Annotated in this window: 15 protein-coding genes, 2 pseudogenes and 1 other annotated feature; of the genes and pseudogenes, 6 read left to right on the top strand and 11 right to left on the bottom strand. The window is 64.0% G+C overall.

The window, feature by feature from the left end:
• Nucleotides 1–21 precede the first annotated feature (21 nt).
• The 8 genes and pseudogenes from QP029_RS02945 to QP029_RS02915 all read right to left on the bottom strand — a co-directional run bounded on the left by QP029_RS02945 (nt 22) and on the right by QP029_RS02915 (nt 6,649).
• Nucleotides 22–351, bottom strand: a complete 330-nt coding sequence (locus tag QP029_RS02945) for an integrase core domain-containing protein (RefSeq protein ID WP_432418699.1) — start codon at nt 349–351, stop codon at nt 22–24.
• On the bottom strand, nt 332–1,771 hold the full coding sequence (locus QP029_RS02940; protein ID WP_432418698.1) for an IS30 family transposase: 1,440 nt from the start codon (nt 1,769–1,771) through the stop codon (nt 332–334). The genes QP029_RS02945 and QP029_RS02940 overlap by 20 nt, the downstream gene beginning before the upstream one ends.
• Nucleotides 1,772–1,854: 83 nt before the next feature.
• Nucleotides 1,855–2,142: pseudogene (locus tag QP029_RS14255) on the bottom strand (DDE-type integrase/transposase/recombinase); the annotation flags it as partial.
• 39 nt (nt 2,143–2,181) lie between these two features.
• A complete protein-coding gene (locus QP029_RS02935) occupies nt 2,182–2,457 on the bottom strand; it encodes a hypothetical protein (protein ID WP_284875379.1) in 276 nt (91 codons plus the stop codon).
• Nucleotides 2,365–2,495, bottom strand: a sequence feature (AL1L pseudoknot). (Overlaps the previous gene by 93 nt.)
• A gap of 353 nt (nt 2,496–2,848) precedes the next feature.
• Entirely contained in the window at nt 2,849–3,133 is a 285-nt protein-coding gene (locus tag QP029_RS02930; RefSeq protein ID WP_432418697.1) for a helix-turn-helix domain-containing protein, read from the bottom strand.
• A 313-nt stretch (nt 3,134–3,446) separates the two neighbouring features.
• A complete protein-coding gene (locus QP029_RS02925; protein ID WP_284875378.1) occupies nt 3,447–4,214 on the bottom strand; it encodes an ABC transporter permease in 768 nt (255 codons plus the stop codon).
• Nucleotides 4,207–5,142: an ABC transporter ATP-binding protein gene (locus QP029_RS02920; RefSeq protein WP_284875377.1), complete on the bottom strand. Its 936-nt coding sequence runs from the start codon at nt 5,140–5,142 to the stop codon at nt 4,207–4,209. The genes QP029_RS02925 and QP029_RS02920 overlap by 8 nt, the downstream gene beginning before the upstream one ends.
• Before the next feature lie 190 nt (nt 5,143–5,332).
• Entirely contained in the window at nt 5,333–6,649 is a 1,317-nt protein-coding gene (locus QP029_RS02915; protein ID WP_284875376.1) for an ISL3 family transposase, read from the bottom strand.
• Between the two features lie 196 nt (nt 6,650–6,845).
• On the opposite strand from QP029_RS02915, the gene QP029_RS02910 reads away from it, so the two are divergent.
• Nucleotides 6,846–7,496, top strand: a complete 651-nt coding sequence (locus QP029_RS02910; protein ID WP_284875375.1) for a TetR/AcrR family transcriptional regulator — start codon at nt 6,846–6,848, stop codon at nt 7,494–7,496.
• A gap of 373 nt (nt 7,497–7,869) precedes the next feature.
• On the opposite strand, the gene QP029_RS02905 is transcribed toward QP029_RS02910, so the two are convergent.
• From QP029_RS02905 to QP029_RS02895, 3 genes are all read right to left on the bottom strand, one after another.
• Nucleotides 7,870–8,640 (bottom strand): ATP-binding protein, encoded by a 771-nt coding sequence (locus QP029_RS02905; RefSeq protein WP_284875374.1) that lies wholly within the window; start codon nt 8,638–8,640, stop codon nt 7,870–7,872.
• Nucleotides 8,641–8,643: 3 nt separating this feature from the next.
• Nucleotides 8,644–8,964 carry a hypothetical protein gene (locus QP029_RS02900; protein WP_284875373.1) on the bottom strand — a complete coding sequence of 107 codons (321 nt, stop codon included), beginning with the start codon at nt 8,962–8,964 and terminating at the stop codon, nt 8,644–8,646.
• 119 nt (nt 8,965–9,083) lie between these two features.
• Nucleotides 9,084–10,469, bottom strand: a complete 1,386-nt coding sequence (locus tag QP029_RS02895) for an FAD-dependent oxidoreductase (RefSeq protein ID WP_284875372.1) — start codon at nt 10,467–10,469, stop codon at nt 9,084–9,086.
• A gap of 396 nt (nt 10,470–10,865) precedes the next feature.
• On the opposite strand from QP029_RS02895, the gene QP029_RS02890 reads away from it, so the two are divergent.
• The 5 genes and pseudogenes from QP029_RS02890 (at nt 10,866) to QP029_RS02870 (ending at nt 15,915) form a co-directional block, all read left to right on the top strand.
• Complete coding sequence (locus QP029_RS02890; RefSeq protein WP_284875371.1) at nt 10,866–12,572, top strand: nitrite/sulfite reductase; 1,707 nt, start codon at nt 10,866–10,868, stop codon at nt 12,570–12,572.
• Nucleotides 12,569–12,892 (top strand): hypothetical protein, encoded by a 324-nt coding sequence (locus tag QP029_RS02885; protein WP_284875370.1) that lies wholly within the window; start codon nt 12,569–12,571, stop codon nt 12,890–12,892. Before QP029_RS02890 ends, QP029_RS02885 begins: the two co-directional genes overlap by 4 nt.
• Nucleotides 12,889–13,700, top strand: a pseudogene (locus QP029_RS02880) (phosphoadenylyl-sulfate reductase). The gene QP029_RS02885 and the pseudogene QP029_RS02880 overlap by 4 nt, the downstream one beginning before the upstream one ends.
• Nucleotides 13,697–14,611 carry a sulfate adenylyltransferase subunit CysD gene (cysD, locus tag QP029_RS02875; RefSeq protein ID WP_284875369.1) on the top strand — a complete coding sequence of 305 codons (915 nt, stop codon included), beginning with the start codon at nt 13,697–13,699 and terminating at the stop codon, nt 14,609–14,611. Before QP029_RS02880 ends, cysD begins: the two are co-directional and overlap by 4 nt.
• Nucleotides 14,611–15,915, top strand: a complete 1,305-nt coding sequence (locus tag QP029_RS02870; RefSeq protein WP_284875368.1) for a sulfate adenylyltransferase subunit 1 — start codon at nt 14,611–14,613, stop codon at nt 15,913–15,915. Before cysD ends, QP029_RS02870 begins: the two co-directional genes overlap by 1 nt.

The raw sequence follows: 15,915 nt of genomic DNA, 5'->3' as shown, positions 1-15,915 counted from the left end.
CGGAGACTACGGTTAAAAGCTTTACTGGGCTTTTCGGGTGGTGTTGTTTGTCTCGTAGTCCTGCTCGTATTCGATCGGGGGAACGTCACCGATCGACGAGTGCAGATGCTGATTATTATACCAATAAATCCAGGATGCAGTCTCCGTTTCGACCTCCTTGGCATCCCTCCATGTTCGTGCAGGGTCGAAGTCGATGAGCTCGGTTTTGTAGAGCCCGATCGTTGATTCCATCATCGCGTTATCCAGGGCGTCTCCCACCGAGCCGATCGAGCCCTGCACACTGGCCTCGACAAGGGCATCGGTCAACGCCAGCGAGGTGTATTGGGCGCGTTCAACCAGTCGATGCAACACCGCCTGTTTGAAGCAACTGTAGTTGCTCGTCGAAGACTTCAGCGGGGGTACGCCAGCCGAGGACTTTGCGGGGCCTGTTGTTGAGCACCAGAGCGATAGCTTCGAGGTCCTCAGCGGACCAGCGGGACAGATCGGTGCCCTTTGGGAAGTACTGGCGCAGCAACCCGTTCGTGTTCTCGTTCGTGGGCCGCTGCCAAGGCGAATGCGGATCAGCGAAGAACACCTTCGTGCCGGTGTCCAGCGCGAACTGCGCGTGAGCGGACAGTTCCTTGCCACGGTCCCAGATGAGCGTTTTGCGTAGCTGGATGGGAATCTTCGTCATCGACGCGGTCAGGGCGGTGTTCATCGCGCGGGCGCCGTAACCGCCCAGCGACGCGCCGTTCTTCACAGGTGGGCTCTCGCCCCAGCCTTCCAGTCGAGGCAGATGGACCAGCAGCGTGGCCCTGCTGGACCGTTCGATCACCGTGCCGATGGCGGACCGGCCGGTGCCGATGATCAGATCCCCCTCCCAGTGCCCGGGGACCGCCCGATTCGCGGCTTCAGCAGGCCGTTCGCTTAGTACGACGTCCGCGGTGACATGCCCCTGCGGCTTGTTCTGAGATCGTGCCCGCGGCTGGCGCAACGCACGGCCGGTTCGCAAGCATGCGACCAGGTCCCGTCTGAGCGCGCCGCGGCCCTCGATGAACAACGACTGATAGATCGCCTCATGGCTGATGCGCATGGACTCATCATCGGGGAAGTCGATCCGCAACCGATGAGAGATCTGCTCCGGACTCCACGCCGTCGCCCACCGACGATCCTGCCGGTGCGGCTTATTGCGACCTTTCCAATCTGCGGTCACCGGTCCAGCAACGACCGTTCCATCAGCACGCTTCACAGACCCGTCGAGGCGTTCCTGGACATACTCGCGAAGTCGATCATTGACGACGAGCTTGGCCGCTTTCGGACGCTTGGCCACCTGTTGCGCCTTCCACTGCGCCACCGTCGCCCGGTACTCCTGCACGCCGCCACGCGTGGCGGCATTGCGACGCAACTCGCGTGAGATCGTTCCCGGATCCCGCCCCAGGGCACGAGCAATCTCGCGCACCCCCTTGTCCTTGGCGCGCATGATCGCGATCTCCTCACGCTCCTCGAACGACAGGTATCGGCCGGTGGGCTCTGCCAGTGAGATCGGGGGCATGCCGCCAGCGTGACGAAACCAGCGGGTGCCGACCGGGACCGACACGCCGACAGCCAACGACGCTTCCGCTGTCGTGACGCCCTTCGCGATTGTGTGCCAGAACTGACGTTGCACCACACGCGACGGATCCGGCCTGCCCGGAGAACGCATCGCCGGACGCAACGCCCGGTCCGCACGCCACTGCCGACGCACCCCCTCCGGAACATCACTAGTCTTCCTGCTCCAGTCCGCCGTTGCCATCGTTGAACACCTCCGCGATCAAGGTGTTGCGACGACCACTTGAATCCGCCTTGGGCACCCGCATCCGAGTGATGGACGACACCGGTGGAGGTGAAGTCCATCTTCGTGCGCCGGCGAGAAAACAGGGCGTGTTCCAGGGCCATGAGCACCATCCGGGTGTCCATCACCTGAGTCACGACCCAGCCGAGGATCATCCGTGAGTACGCGTCGACGATGAAAGCGACGTAGCAGAATCCCTTGCTGGTCCACACGTAGGTGAAGTCCGCGATCCACCACTGATCCGGGTGTGACGGATAGGTCCACCGCCGGTTGACCCGGTCCGGGTGCCGGCGGTGCTCGGGGTTGGCCACCGTCGTTTTCTTGCGGTGCATCCCCCGTGAGACGCCACGGATTCCGGTGATCTTCATCAGTCATTCGACCTGGTCCCGGCCGATGGTCATACCGTCGCGAATGGCGGCCTTCCAGAGTTTGCGCCGGCCGTAGACCTTGCGATTGTCCTCCCACAGCCGAAAGATGCGGTGGGCGGCGTAAGCCTCATCCAACTCAGCTTCTGTGGGGCCGAAGTCGCGGGCCTGGTGGGCGTAGAAGGTGCTCGGGGCAATCGTAATGCCGTGGGCAGAAAGTGTGGCGCAGATTGGCTCGACCCCGAAGCGGTGGCGGTAGGTGCGGATGAAGTCCCCAATCACCGAAGTGTGCGGTCGAGCTCCGCCTGGGCGAAAAAGCTGATGCCGTCTTCAAGATCTCGTTGGCCCGTCGCAGTTTGGCCATCTCCTTGGCCTGCTCCTCATAGGCGGCCTGGAGCTGCGCGTAGGATAAGGACCCAGGCTTTGGAGCCGGGACCTGCTTTTCTTGTTTGCGGATCCAGTTGCGCAGGGTGGATTCCTTCACGCCGAGCAGCTCGCCGATCTCCCGGCGGGCGCCGGCCTTGGAGATGTCGCCTTCCTCAACGCGCTCGAAGTACATGCGCACCGCGCGCTCCTGGGTGGCGGCGTCGTACTTGCTGGGTCGTGCCATGCTGATCTTCCTCCTAGGGTAAAACCTAGTCTCCGACCAACCCAGGCCGCCTCACTCAAAAATTCAGGCCGATTCAATTGTGGCTGGCCTGCCGGGGCGGGGTTCATCGACCAGCCCGTCGAGGCGCTTGGCGATGAAGCGAGAGCGCCACTTGCCCACGGTAGGTAGCGAGACCCCCAACCGTCTGCTTACTTCCGAGTTCGAGGCCCCGGTCGCACATTCCAGCACGATCCGCGACCGGAGCACAAGGTCCTGCGCCACTTTACGTCGTCGGACCCACCGCTCCAGCTGAGCGCGTTCATCGTCGGACAGGTGCAGCTCGGCTAATGCAGGTCCTCGTTGTACCATGCGCCAATCATACTGGAAACTACCAACGAATTAACGACGCAGGACACTAGTTAACTTCAGCATGGGTATCAACCGCCAGACCGTGCTGTCTTCTACCAAAATTAACATTCTGTACAACAACCACAGGTAGTAACTATTCTGCAAAGATTTCAATCATCACGATTCTCCGCTCTGACGTGATTGTGGAACAGCTACATATCAATTCTGAGGGAAAGTACCCTAGGACTGGGGAGCTACTCTGTTCCTATCGGCGCAGCGAATTCGGCGCCCTTGATACCGAGATCCCCTCACATGAAGTAGCAGGAGTGAGAAGCTATTTCTTCCGCGCGAGAGCCGCCAAGCTCAGAGCCAAGCCGACGACGGCCCAGACAGCCAACACCAGCAGCTGGTTCACCTGAAAGTCGGATCCCTCGGTCAAAGAGGCCCGCATCAGGTCCGCGGCCGGGCGGAAAGGCAACCAGTCGTGGACGGACTGGAACCACCCTGGCAGGCGGTCCGCAGGGAAGGCGATCGGAGAAAAGAGCAAAATGACAAAAACCAACACCTGCGCCGCCAACACCACCTGGGACGCCGGTAAGGACACCGCCATGGCGTACCCTACCGCGGTCGCCATCAGGGCGATCACGAATGATACCCCAATCAGCAGACCCCAGGAGATTGACAAGGAGAGGTCGAAGTACAGCGAGCCGACCGCGATCGCAATCGCCACACCGGGCAGCGCAACAACTAACCACACCAGCAAGTCTCCCATTAGCAGCATCCAGCGCGGGACAGGAAGCGAGCGCAGGTAGGTCATAGTTCCGTCTGTACGGCGCTTCACTATCTCCTGGGGCACGAACACTAGTCCGACCATCAATAACAACGTTGTCGGCACGCCTGTGGTCAGGAAGGTGGCTTCGTCCGTGGCGATATCTGGAATCAGGAATCCGAACCCGACGATCATCCCCACCGCAAGGAGTACTTGAACGGAAACAATCAGCGGAATCTGGACTCCGGCCTTCGCCAGGTAAAGACGCAAGAGAGCGACGAACACAGCGCCATCGCGGGGACGTTCCACAATCACAGCGGTTGCATTAGACATTCGCGAGCCCCTTTGCACCGGTGTCCTTGTTGGCAGTCAGGTCCAGGTACACATCTTCCAAGGTCATCGGGCTCACGCTGAAGGACTCCAAGCGCCCGGCCGCCCGCTGTGCGATTGCCCAGGTTGTCGCCGCTTCAAGCTGTTCCATCCTCAAAGTCAGTGCAGTTCTTCCCGCAGAGTGGTGCACCTTTTCCACCAGGAACGGCTTTTTCCCATCTACGTCACCTCCGGAGTACGTCAGGCGAACCAGATCCGAAGGACCGCGCAACTCGTCGATCGTTCCTTGCGCAATCACAGTACCCTTCTCCAGGATCACAAGTTTGTCCACGATCTGGTCTATCTCGGCGACGTTGTGTGTAACAAGCAAAACGCCCGCGCCTTCGTCAGCCCGACGACGCACAGCCGACCACAGGAGGCGGCGACGATGCGCGTCCACATCGTTCGTGGGTTCGTCCAGGACCAGAACTGGAGTCGGGGCGACCACCGACATCGCGAAGGATGTCAACCGACGGATACCACCGGACAGTCCGGCGCCTTCCGGCAGTGCTCGCCGATCTAGCCAAGGACGAATCTCCAACTCGTCGGCCAGAGCTTCTACTGCTTGCTCGACGTATTCACTGCGGCCCCCGCGCAGCTTGGCGCTGATTTCGATCGCGCCGCGCGGCGTAAGCCCCTCGACCGGCGCCTGAGACTGCGACTGCACCGACACCTGTCGGCGAGCGCGGGCGGGATCGGCAACCGCATCGACTCCTGCGACGTGGATGCGACCCGAATCCGGCTTGAGCAATCCCACGATCTGGGAGACCAGGGTGGTTTTGCCGGCACCGTTGTGCCCGAGTAGCCCCACGACCTGACCAGGCTCGACAGACAACGAGATGCCATTGTTTGCTTTCACTTTTCCGAATGAGCGGTGGATGTCGTCCACCACAATTGCTGGATGCTGTGTAGTCATCCTCACGACTTCCTCAATTCCGATACTCTTGGTACTTACATACTTATGGTATTACAGTTCCATCGGTATCTCAAGTTTTAATGGAATCGTTTTCCGGGAGGGCACGTTCCCGAACACAGCTACGCCTCGAAGCGCTCAGCCGTAACCTTTACCGGCTCTTCAGGATTTAGAGTGCGTTGATCTTGGTGTGCAGCTGTCCGGAGTGGATCAAGGATCGCAAGATGTAGTGCCCGAGGTTCTTGAACCCCAGAGCGATGCCGCGCAGATGCTCCAGGCGCCCGTTGATCGCCTCGACGGGCCCGTTGGACGCGCCGATATCGAAATACGCCAGCACGTCCTTCTGTCGCCGGTACAGCGTGTTTCCCAGCTGCTTAATCTCCTCTAACCCTTTCGGCATCGTCGATGAACGCAGCGTGCTGATCACCTTCCGCATTAGCTTCTTGCCCTCGGCTTTCTTCGGGTGCTGATAGGCGGCGATGATCTGCTGATACACCGACCACGTCACCTCCAAAGCCACGTAGTCTTCGTCGGTGGCCCACAGTTGCTCGAGTCGCCGATGCTGTCGATCAGTGAGGAAGTCAATCCTGGTCAACAGGGTTTTCCGGTTCTTATACAACGGATCGTTTTTCTTGGCCCGCCGCCCGGTGGTCATCCGCTGCAGGCGCTGCCGGCACACGGTCAACTTGTCGGCGGCCGGGTGCACCACGTGAAAGGGATCCATCACCGCCTGCGCCCGCGGCAGGGCCTGTTTGGTGGCGGTGGCGTAGCCGGCAAACCCATCCATCGTGACAACCTCGACCCGGTCGCGAAAGCCCTGCCCACGCTGGCTGAGCCAATCGCTCAGTACCGCGGCGCTACGACCCGGGACCATGTCCAGCAACCGGGCCGGTCCGGCGCCGTCGATGACGGGGGTGATGTCGACGAGCACGGTGACGAACGAGTCCGGCTCACCGGCCCGGTGTGTGTGCTTCCACACGTGCTCGTCCACGCCCAGCACGCGTACCCCGGCAAGGTGGCCGGGGTCGTCGTAGACCAGGTGCCGGCAGGCATCCAGGGCGAGGTCGTTGACCAGGTCCCAGCCCAAGCCCAGGGCTTCGGCGGTGGCGGAGATACTCATTTTGTCGATCGCCAACCGTTGCAGAATCCAGCGGGTCACCCGGCGAGTGACGGTGCGCCCGCGTTCGGCGCAGGCCAGTTCGCCCTGGTAGATCCGCTGGGCACAGGACTGATTCAGGCACAGGAACCGCGGCACGCGTACCTGCAGCCTGGTGGGGAAGCCGACGACGGGAAGATCGGTCAGCCGGCGCACGACGTGATCACGCAGCCGGCCTGTGTGTCCGCAGCCCGGGCACTTGTCGCAGGAGTCGATGGGACGAGCACTGATGACCGTGAACTCGCCGGCATCCGCGGCATCGGTGATCGTTAATCCCAGCTCCGCGGTGCGGCAAATGGTGTCGGCGACGAGGTTGAACGTAGGCTGCATTGTAGGGTCCTGGTTCGGTCAGATGGTTGTGTGGTAACTCTCATCTTGTACCGGCCAGGGCCCCTACATGTTGTGCTACCCCGACATATCACTTCCCGCTAATTACGCACTCCAGATCCGGATGAGCCGATAATCCACAGCTTTGCCGCGTTCGATGAATGTTGAACGCGGCACAATACTTTGAGCAGGTAAACTGATGAAAGAAGGCTACGTTAGCCCGAGAAGACAGCACCGCCCCAATGCAAGACATCACGTGAGAGATACGATGAAAAAACCACTGACCCGTGAGGAGAAGCAGCTCCAAACGCGCGAGCTCTTAATTGACTCGGCTCGAACTGTCTTTTCACGCGATGGCTACCACGCCGCTCGGCTGGAGGTGATCGCCACCGAGGCGGGATTCACGAAAGGGGCCGTCTATTCCAATTTTTCGGGCAAACCGGAGCTCTTCCTGGCCGTGATCGATGCGAACCTAGATATATCTCTGGACAACCCCGACATGACTGTGGTAAACGCGTATCATGGCCGGTACCCACTTCCACCTGAAACTCAAAAGCTGATCGACACGGCCCAGGGCTTCGCGCTTGCCACCCTAGAATTCACCGCCGCGGCCGCACGCGACTCGGAGCTGCGCCCACAGATCACCGCCAGGCTCAGCCGCCAGCTTGATTCCTACACCCGCGATGCCGCAAAGAGCCGTTCCGACGACGATCCCCTGACCGCCGAAGAGCTTGGCTTTTTCCTTTCCGCGCTGGAGCAGGGCACAAGTATCCACATTCTCGCCGGCGGGATCCCCGTCGACCATTCCGCTTACACCGAAGTCGTCGAACGGATTACGCGACGAGCGTGATTTAGGGGGTGAATCGGTGTTCCCAAGGCTCGACCAGAGGAGTTCGTCACCGACGTTAACCGGGTCCGCAACGGTCGTGTCGATAAAGCCGGGAGAATCACCATCCGCTGGGCCGGGCGGATGCGCTACCTGGGGATCAGGCGGAAGTGGAGGGCATACCCACCTTGACGATCGCCGATGGCGACCATGCCGTGATCTCAGATGCGGACACCGGGCTGGTCATCGCCGAGCATGACCTGGTCCAGCAGCGCTGCCAGGAGCGGGTTTGTGGTCGGGGTGTTCCGATGAGGTGGTAGGGCCTGTCTCCGCGCACATGGTAGGGGCCGATATCCCAACGGATACCGGCCCCCAGGTGCGCTCGCGACGGGACTACTTAGCCGTCATGACCGACGTTCTCGCGATCGGCCTGAGCTAAGTGACGGCGCATGTCGTAATCACCTATCTGCACTCGGCGCCCGTTGTTGAGTCGGCTGACCAACGAATCCGCCCCGACACGATTGGGCAGGACCTCCACCCAGTACGAGGCGGAAGACTGCGACGAAATGATCGTCGGGAGTCTGCCGTCCCGGTCGATTACGACCTTGGTCAGGTCTTCTTGCCCACGCTGGTCAATGCTCAAGGTGAGGAAGTCGTCGATGATGAGGACATCGACATTCATCATCTTCTTCATCGCATCGGCATACCGTTGATCCGTCGGTGAGTAGACCGCAAGCTTTCCCACCAACTGATCCAGCCGTGAGTACGCCACCGAGAACCCGGCTTGGCACGCCGCAACGCCGATGGCACAGGCGATATAGGTCTTACCGGCCCCGGCGGGGGCGAACAAGTGCACATTCGCTGGATTCTCCCGCCAGTTGGTCGCGGCAACGCGTTTGAGCTGGCGCTCATTGATGCCGCGTACTGCCGCGTTGATCAACTCACCCAGGCTGGCCCGCGGGTAGCGGAAATGCGCCTGCGTGATCGCTTTGGCGATGTTACGTTCACGTCGCTGCTGATCGGTGACATCGACCGCGCGCAGGAACACCTCCTCCGGCAGGGCGTCGGCATAGTCGTCGCTGGTGACCAGGTCGAAGAAATTCTCCGCGAACCGTGACAAGCGCAGTGACCGGAGTTTTCTACGGGTCGTTTCATCGATGTCGATCATGAGTTACCTGTCCTCCTGATCGGCATCGAAATGGCTGCCAGGCCGGATAAAGACCGCATCATGCAACCGGGACAGATCCACCTGCCGCGGCGCGTTGGATGCGGGGTGTTCCGGCGTGGCGGTGGGGCGGGCATGGGCGATGTCGGCCTGGAGGCGTTTGAGTACCGACATCGTCGGCGCGAGTTTCTTGTCCACCAGCTGCTGGCAGGCCGGTTCCAGTGTGGCCTTGTCGTGCTTGCGGCCAAGATTGGCCAGAATATTGCGTGACTGTGTCAGCCCGCGGGGCACACTCGCCCGGTTGCGGTCCAAGACCATGGTGATCACCGTGGTCGTTGCCGGTCCGAAGGATCCTGCCCAGGCCGCCTCACCCTCGAGAGTCGGGAAGTGCCGGTGTCCCTCCGACCCTAGTCCAGAAAAGTGACCTGGGCCACGGTCTGTAAGGGTTAGATGCAGACGGGCACCGCGCGGGCGTGGGAGACCATCTCCTCCCAGTCGACGATCTTCTTGCGCTCGCGGCCCTCGGCCTCGCCGAGGGCGCGCTCTTCGGCGTCGAGGCGGTACCAGCCCTGCCAGGTGGTGTAGGCGATGCCGCGGGCGTCGAGAAGCTCGACGATGGCCTCCGGACCCTCGTGGGTGCGCGGGGTGAGGTTGCCGGCGACGGCGTCGGCGATGAGCATGTCGGTGGTCTGCTTCGCGTCGGACTTGGTGTTGCCGATCAGGCCGATGGGGCCGCGCTTGATCCAGCCGGTGGCGTAGAGGCCGGGCACGTGCTCGGCACCTGAGTTCGCCAGGACGTGGCCACCGTCGTTGGGGATGACGTTGGTGGTGGTGTCGAAGGGGACACCGGGGACGGCCTCGGAGCGATAGCCGACCGCCCGGTAGACGGCCTGGACGGGCCAGTCGGTGGTCTTCCCGGTGCCGCGGACGTTGCCGGTGCCGTCGAGTTCGGTGCGTTCGGTGCGCAGGCCGACGACGTGGCCGTCCTTCTCCAGGATCTCCGTGGGCTGCTCGAACAGGTGGATCTGCAGGGTGTGCGGGGCGAGCTTCGGCTCGCGGATGGCGTAACCCTCGAGAATCTGGCAGGCGAGGTCCTGGGACTTGGATGCGCGGCGGGCTTCCTCGGAGGCCTCGTCGTAGTCGATGTCCTCGGGGTCGACGACCACGTTGATGTTGTCGGAGTGGTCGAGCTCCTTGAGCTCCTGCGGGGTGAACTTCACCTGGGCGGGGCCGCGGCGGCCGAAGACGTGGACTTCGGTGGCCTGGTTGTTCTTCAGGGACTCGTAGACATTGTCCGGGATCTCGGTGACCTTGAGCTCTTCGGCGGTCTTGGCCAGGATGCGGGCGACGTCGAGGCCGACGTTGCCCACGCCGATGACGGCGACCTGCTTCGCGGACAGGTCCCAGTCGCGGTCGAAACGCGGGTTGCCGTCGTAGAAACCGACGAAGTCGGCAGCGCCGTAGGACTCGGGCAGGTCGACACCAGGGATGTTCAGGGCGCGGTCACGGACGGCACCGGTGGCGAAGACGATGGCGTCGTAGTACTCGCGCAGTTCCTCGACAGTGATGTCCTTGCCGATCTCGATGTTGCCCAGCAGGCGCAATCGCGGTTTGTCCAGCACGTTGTGCAGCGACTTGACGATGCCCTTGATGCGCGGGTGGTCCGGTGCGACGCCGTAGCGGATGAGGCCGAACGGGGCAGGCATCTGCTCGAAGAGGTCGACGTAGACCTCACGCTCCTCGTTGCGGATGAGCTGATCGGAGGCGTAGATGCCGGCAGGGCCGGCGCCGATGACGGCGACGCGCAGGGCGGAGGAGTTCTGTTCGGTCATGCTGCTCACCTTTCGGGAGGCCTGGTTCGGGTTCGTCATGCGGCACTTCATAGACCGCTTGGTCTGTGAAAGTAGCAGGGGGTGCGGGGCGAGTAAAGACTTCCGGGCTATTTATTCAGATCTTCGTGCATGTAAGTATACAGATCGGTCTAGTTGGAACAGGGCCGGTTGTGTTCTATATGGGCAGGTCAAAGCGGCGAAATGACAGCCCTCCCCGTCTCAAAATCCCGTCCGGATGAAATTAAAGGTTGAACAGACAGAGTGGTCCGCCTAGTTTCAATTCTGGACGGCGGGAAACCGCATAGGCTCCCGGCAACAGGCTCGGCGAGTAACCCGGACCATCCTGGTTCATCAGGAAACAGACCGAGTAGTTCACAACCTTTCAGGAGAACAGCGATGTCAACCACCGTGACGGAGAAGCCGACGGTCAGCGACGCGGGCGTCGATAAGCGGCCGAAGCGGGCGCGCAAGCCCGAAGGCCAGTGGAAGATCGACGGCACGGCGCCGCTCAACCATGTCGAGGAGGTCAAGCAGGAGGAGGACGTGCTCGCGGTCAAGCAGCGCGTCATCGACATCTACTCCAGGCAGGGCTTCGACTCGATCCCGGCGGATGACCTGGCGCCGCGATTCAAGTGGCTGGGCATCTACACGCAGCGCCGCCAGGATCTCGGCGGTGAACTCACCGGCCAGGTGCCCGACGCGGAGCTGCAGGACAAGTACCTCATGATGCGCGTGCGTTTCGACGGCGGCCTCGCCTCCCCTGAACGCCTCCGCGCCGTCGGCGAGATCAGCCGCGACTACGCCCGATCCACCGCGGACTTCACCGACCGGCAGAACATTCAGCTGCACTGGATCCGCATCGAGGACGTCCCCGCGATCTGGGAGAAGCTCGATTCCGTCGGGCTGACCAGCATCCTCGGCTGCGGTGACGTGCCGCGCATCATCCTCGGTTCGCCGGTTGCGGGCGTCAGCGCGGAGGAGATCATCGACGCCACCCCGGCGATCGAGAAGATCCAGCGCGACCTGCTGCCCGACCCGGAGTTCCACAACCTGCCGCGCAAGTTCAAGTCCGCCATCTCGGGCCATTCCCGCCAGGACGTCACCCACGAGATCCAGGACGTCTCCTTCATCGGATCCGTCCACCCGGAGCACGGCCCCGGTTTCGAGTGCTATGTCGGTGGCGGCCTGTCCACCAACCCGATGATCGCGCAGTCGCTCGGCGCGTGGATCCCGCTGGAGGAGGTCCCGGAGGTGTGGGCCGGCGTGGCCCGGATCTTCCGGGACTACGGTTTCCGCCGCCTGCGCAACCGCGCGCGCCTGAAGTTCCTCGTGGCGCAGTGGGGGGTGGAGAAGTTCCGTGAGGTCCTGGAGAACGAATACCTCGGCCGGAAGCTCATCGACGGACCCCACCAGCCGATCAACCCCGGCTACCGAGACCACATCGGGGCGCACCCGCAGAAGGACGGCAAATTCTACCTCGGCGTCAAGCCGACCGTGGGCCACACCACCGGCGAGCAGCTCATCGCCATTGCGGAGGTCGCCGAGCGCTTCGGCATCGAGCGCATCCGCACCACCGCCGAGAAGGAGCTGCTCTTCCTCGACGTCGAGCGCACCGACCTCGCACCCCTGGCCACCGCCCTCGATGAGACGGGCCTGTTCTCCAAGCCCAGCGAATGGCGCCGCAACATCATCTCCTGCACCGGCCTGGAGTTCTGCAAGCTGGCGCACGCCACCACCAAGTCCCGCGCCGTCGAACTCGTCGACGAGCTGGAGGAGCGCATCGGCGACATCGACGTGCCCGTCCGCATCGCCCTCAACGGCTGCCCCAACTCCTGCGCCCGCACCCAGGTCGCCGACATCGGGTTCAAGGGGCAGACCGTCACCGACGCCGACGGCAACCGCGTCGAGGGCTTCCAGGTCCACCTCGGCGGATCGATGAACGTGGGCGCCAACTTCGGCCGCAAGGTCAAGGGCCACAAGGTCATCGCCGACGAGGTGGGGGACTACGTCGTCCGCGTGGTCAGCCACTTCCAGCAGCAGCGCACCGAGGGCGAGACCTTCCAGGAGTGGATCCAGCGCGCCGACGAGGAGGACCTCAAGTGAGTTTCCGCCGCACCCCCAACCCCAACCGCAACCACCCGCTGTTCTGCCCCTACTGCGCCGGGGAGGAACTCTTCCCGGCGGTCGAGGACGACTTCGCGTGGTCCTGCTCCGACTGCACCCGCGTGTTCTCCGTCCGCTACCACGGGCAGGACGACCCGCTGCACCGGCCCGCGGCGGCCCGCTCCACCAGTCAGGCCCTGCAGGAGTCCCTGGCCCGCCACGGTCACACTGCGGTACTGCCCGGATCGGGAGAGACTTCTTCCGGAGCCCCGGCACCGGACGCCGGGCAGGACGCACAGAAAGTGGTGAGCAACCGATGAGCACCAGCATCAACCTCCTGGGAGGCGCAGGCAGCACAGGCACAGGCGCGCCCGGCGCCGGCGCGCCCCGCGACCCAGAGGTCAGCCCCGCCGGCCCGAAGACCACCGAGCCGCTGGCCGAGGACACCGCCCGACGCAACACCGACCTGGTCGACGAGTGGGCCGACCGCCTCCACGATGAGACGGCCGGGAACATCCTCGACTGGGTCCGGGAGCACGCGCCGGGCCAGGTCGCGGTGACTCTGTCGATGGAGAACACCGTCCTCGCGGAGCTGGCCGCCCGGCACCTGCCGGACGCGGACCTGTTGTTCCTGGACACCGGCTACCACTTCCCGGAGACCCTCGACGTCGCCGGTGAGGTGGATGCCCGTTACCCGCAGCGCCTGGTCACCGCCCTGCCGCTGCTCAGCCGTGCGGAACAGGACGAGGCCTACGGTCGCGACCTCTACCGCGCCAACCCGACAGCCTGCTGCCGGATGCGCAAGGTCGAACCGCTCGCGGTGAACCTGAGCCCCTACGCGGGCTGGGTCACCGGACTGCGGCGGGCCGACGGGCCGACCCGGGCCCAGGCGCCCGCGTTGAGCCTGGACGCCACCGGCCGGTTGAAGATCTCGCCGATCATCACCTGGTCGCTGGCGGAGACCGAGGCCTACATCACCGACCATGACCTCATCCGGCACCCGTTGACCACGCAGGGTTACCCGTCGATCGGGTGCGCCACCTGCACCCTCCCCGTCGCCGAGGGCGACGACCCCGGGCCGGCCGCTGGGCCGGCAACGCCAAGACAGAATGCGGACTCCACTCATGACCACAGCACTTTCCACCCAGCTCTCCCCCCACCTCAAGGACCTCGAGAACGAGTCCATCCACATCCTCCGGGAGGTCGCGGGGCAGTTCGACAAGATCGGCCTGCTGTTCTCCGGCGGCAAGGACTCCTGCGTGGTCTTCGAGCTCGCCCGTCGCGCCTTCGCCCCGGCCACCGTGCCCTTCGAACTGCTCCACGTAGACACCGGCCACAACTTCCCCGAGGTCCTGGAGTTCCGTGACCGGCTCGTCGCCGAGACCGGCGCCCGCCTGCGGGTGGCCAAGGTGCAGGACTGGATCGACCGTGGCGAGCTCGCCGAACGCCCCGACGGGACCCGCAACCCGCTGCAGACCGTCCCGCTGGTGGAGACCATCGCCGAGCAGGGCTATGACGCCGTCCTCGGGGGCGCCCGCCGCGACGAGGAGCGGGCACGTGCCAAGGAGCGGGTGTTCTCCGTGCGTGACTCCTTCGGCGGCTGGGATCCCCGCCGCCAGCGTCCGGAGCTGTGGAGCCTGTACAACGGCGAGAAGCTGCCCGGCGAGAACATTCGGGTCTTCCCCATCTCCAACTGGACTGAGGCGGATGTGTGGGAGTACATCGGTGCCCGCGGCATCGAGCTGCCGGAGATCTACTTCTCCCATGACCGCGAGGTGTTCCAACGTGACGGCATGTGGCTGACCCCGGGTGAGTGGGGTGGCCCGCGCAAGGGCGAGGCCCTGGAGACCCGCCGCGTGCGCTACCGCACCGTCGGCGACATGTCCTGCACCGGCGCCGTCGAGTCCGACGCGTCCACCATCGACCAGGTCCTGGCGGAGATCGCCACGTCCACCCTCACCGAGCGCGGCGCCACGCGCGCCGATGACCGCCTGTCCGAATCCGCCATGGAAGACCGCAAGAAAGAGGGCTACTTCTGATGTCCGCCCCCACGCTGAACGCCCCGACCCACAACCCCACCGCCACCGACGTCATCGCCGACCGGGAGACCCTGCGGCTGTGCACCGCCGGCTCCGTCGACGACGGCAAGTCCACCTTCGTCGGGCGCCTGCTCCACGACACCAAGTCGGTGCTCGCCGACCAGCTCGCCTCCGTCGAGCAGACCTCCGCCGACCGTGGTTTCGACGGCGTCGACCTGTCCCTGCTCGTCGACGGCCTGCGCGCCGAGCGTGAGCAGGGCATCACCATCGACGTGGCCTACCGCTACTTCGCCACCGACAAGCGCACCTTCATCCTCGCGGACACCCCAGGCCACGTGCAGTACACCCGCAACACGGTCACCGGCATGTCCACGTCCCAGGTGGTCGTCCTGCTTGTCGACGCCCGTCACGGCGTCGTCGAGCAGACCGTCCGGCACCTGACCGTCGCCGCGCTCCTCGGCGTCAAGACCGTCATCCTCGCCGTGAACAAGATCGACCTCGTCGACTACTCCGAGGACGTCTTCCGTGCCATCGAGGCCGACTTCACCGCCAAGGCCGCCGAACTCGGCGTCGACGACGCGCACGTCATCCCGATCTCCGCCCTGCGCGGTGACAACGTCGTCGAACCCTCCACGAACATGCCCTGGTATCCGGGGCCGACCGTCCTGGAGATCCTGGAGAACGTCACCGTCCACCGCGGCCGCGCCCATGACCTGGATCTGCGTTTCCCCATCCAGTGGGTCATCCGCGAGCACGCCAGCGACTACCGCGGTTACGCCGGCCGCATCGAGGCCGGTCAGGTCAGCGTGGGTGATGAGGTCACCCTCGACTACGGTCGCACCACCACCGTCACCGGCATCGACTCCGCCGACGGCCCCGTCCGGCAGGCCGTCGCCGGCGACTCGGTGACCCTCCTGCTCGCCGACGACATCGACCTGGTCCGCGGCGACCTCATCTCCGGCCCGTCCCACCCCGAGTCGGTCCGTCGTTTCCACGCCACCGTCGTCGGCCTCACCGAACGCGCCGTCAAGGCCGGCGCCCCCGTGAAGGTCCGCTACGGCACCTCGCTGGTCCGCGGCCGGGTCGCCGCCGTCGACCGCGTCCTCGACATCGACGGCGTCAGCGACACCGAGGCACCCGAGACCTTCGGCCTCAACGACATCGCGCACATCAGCGTCGAGGTCGCCGCCGAACTCCCGGTCGAGGACTACGCAGCGCGCGGCGCGGTGGGCAACTTCCTGCTCATCGACCAGTCCGCGGGCACCACCCTGGCGGCCGGCCTCGTCGGCCACCGCCTGCGCTAG

It is taken from the genome of Corynebacterium suedekumii (assembly GCF_030252185.1).
Taxonomy (GTDB): domain Bacteria; phylum Actinomycetota; class Actinomycetes; order Mycobacteriales; family Mycobacteriaceae; genus Corynebacterium; species Corynebacterium suedekumii.
The sequence above is the reverse complement of the archived record's forward strand: the minus strand, read 5'-3'. Positions and strand labels throughout refer to the sequence as shown.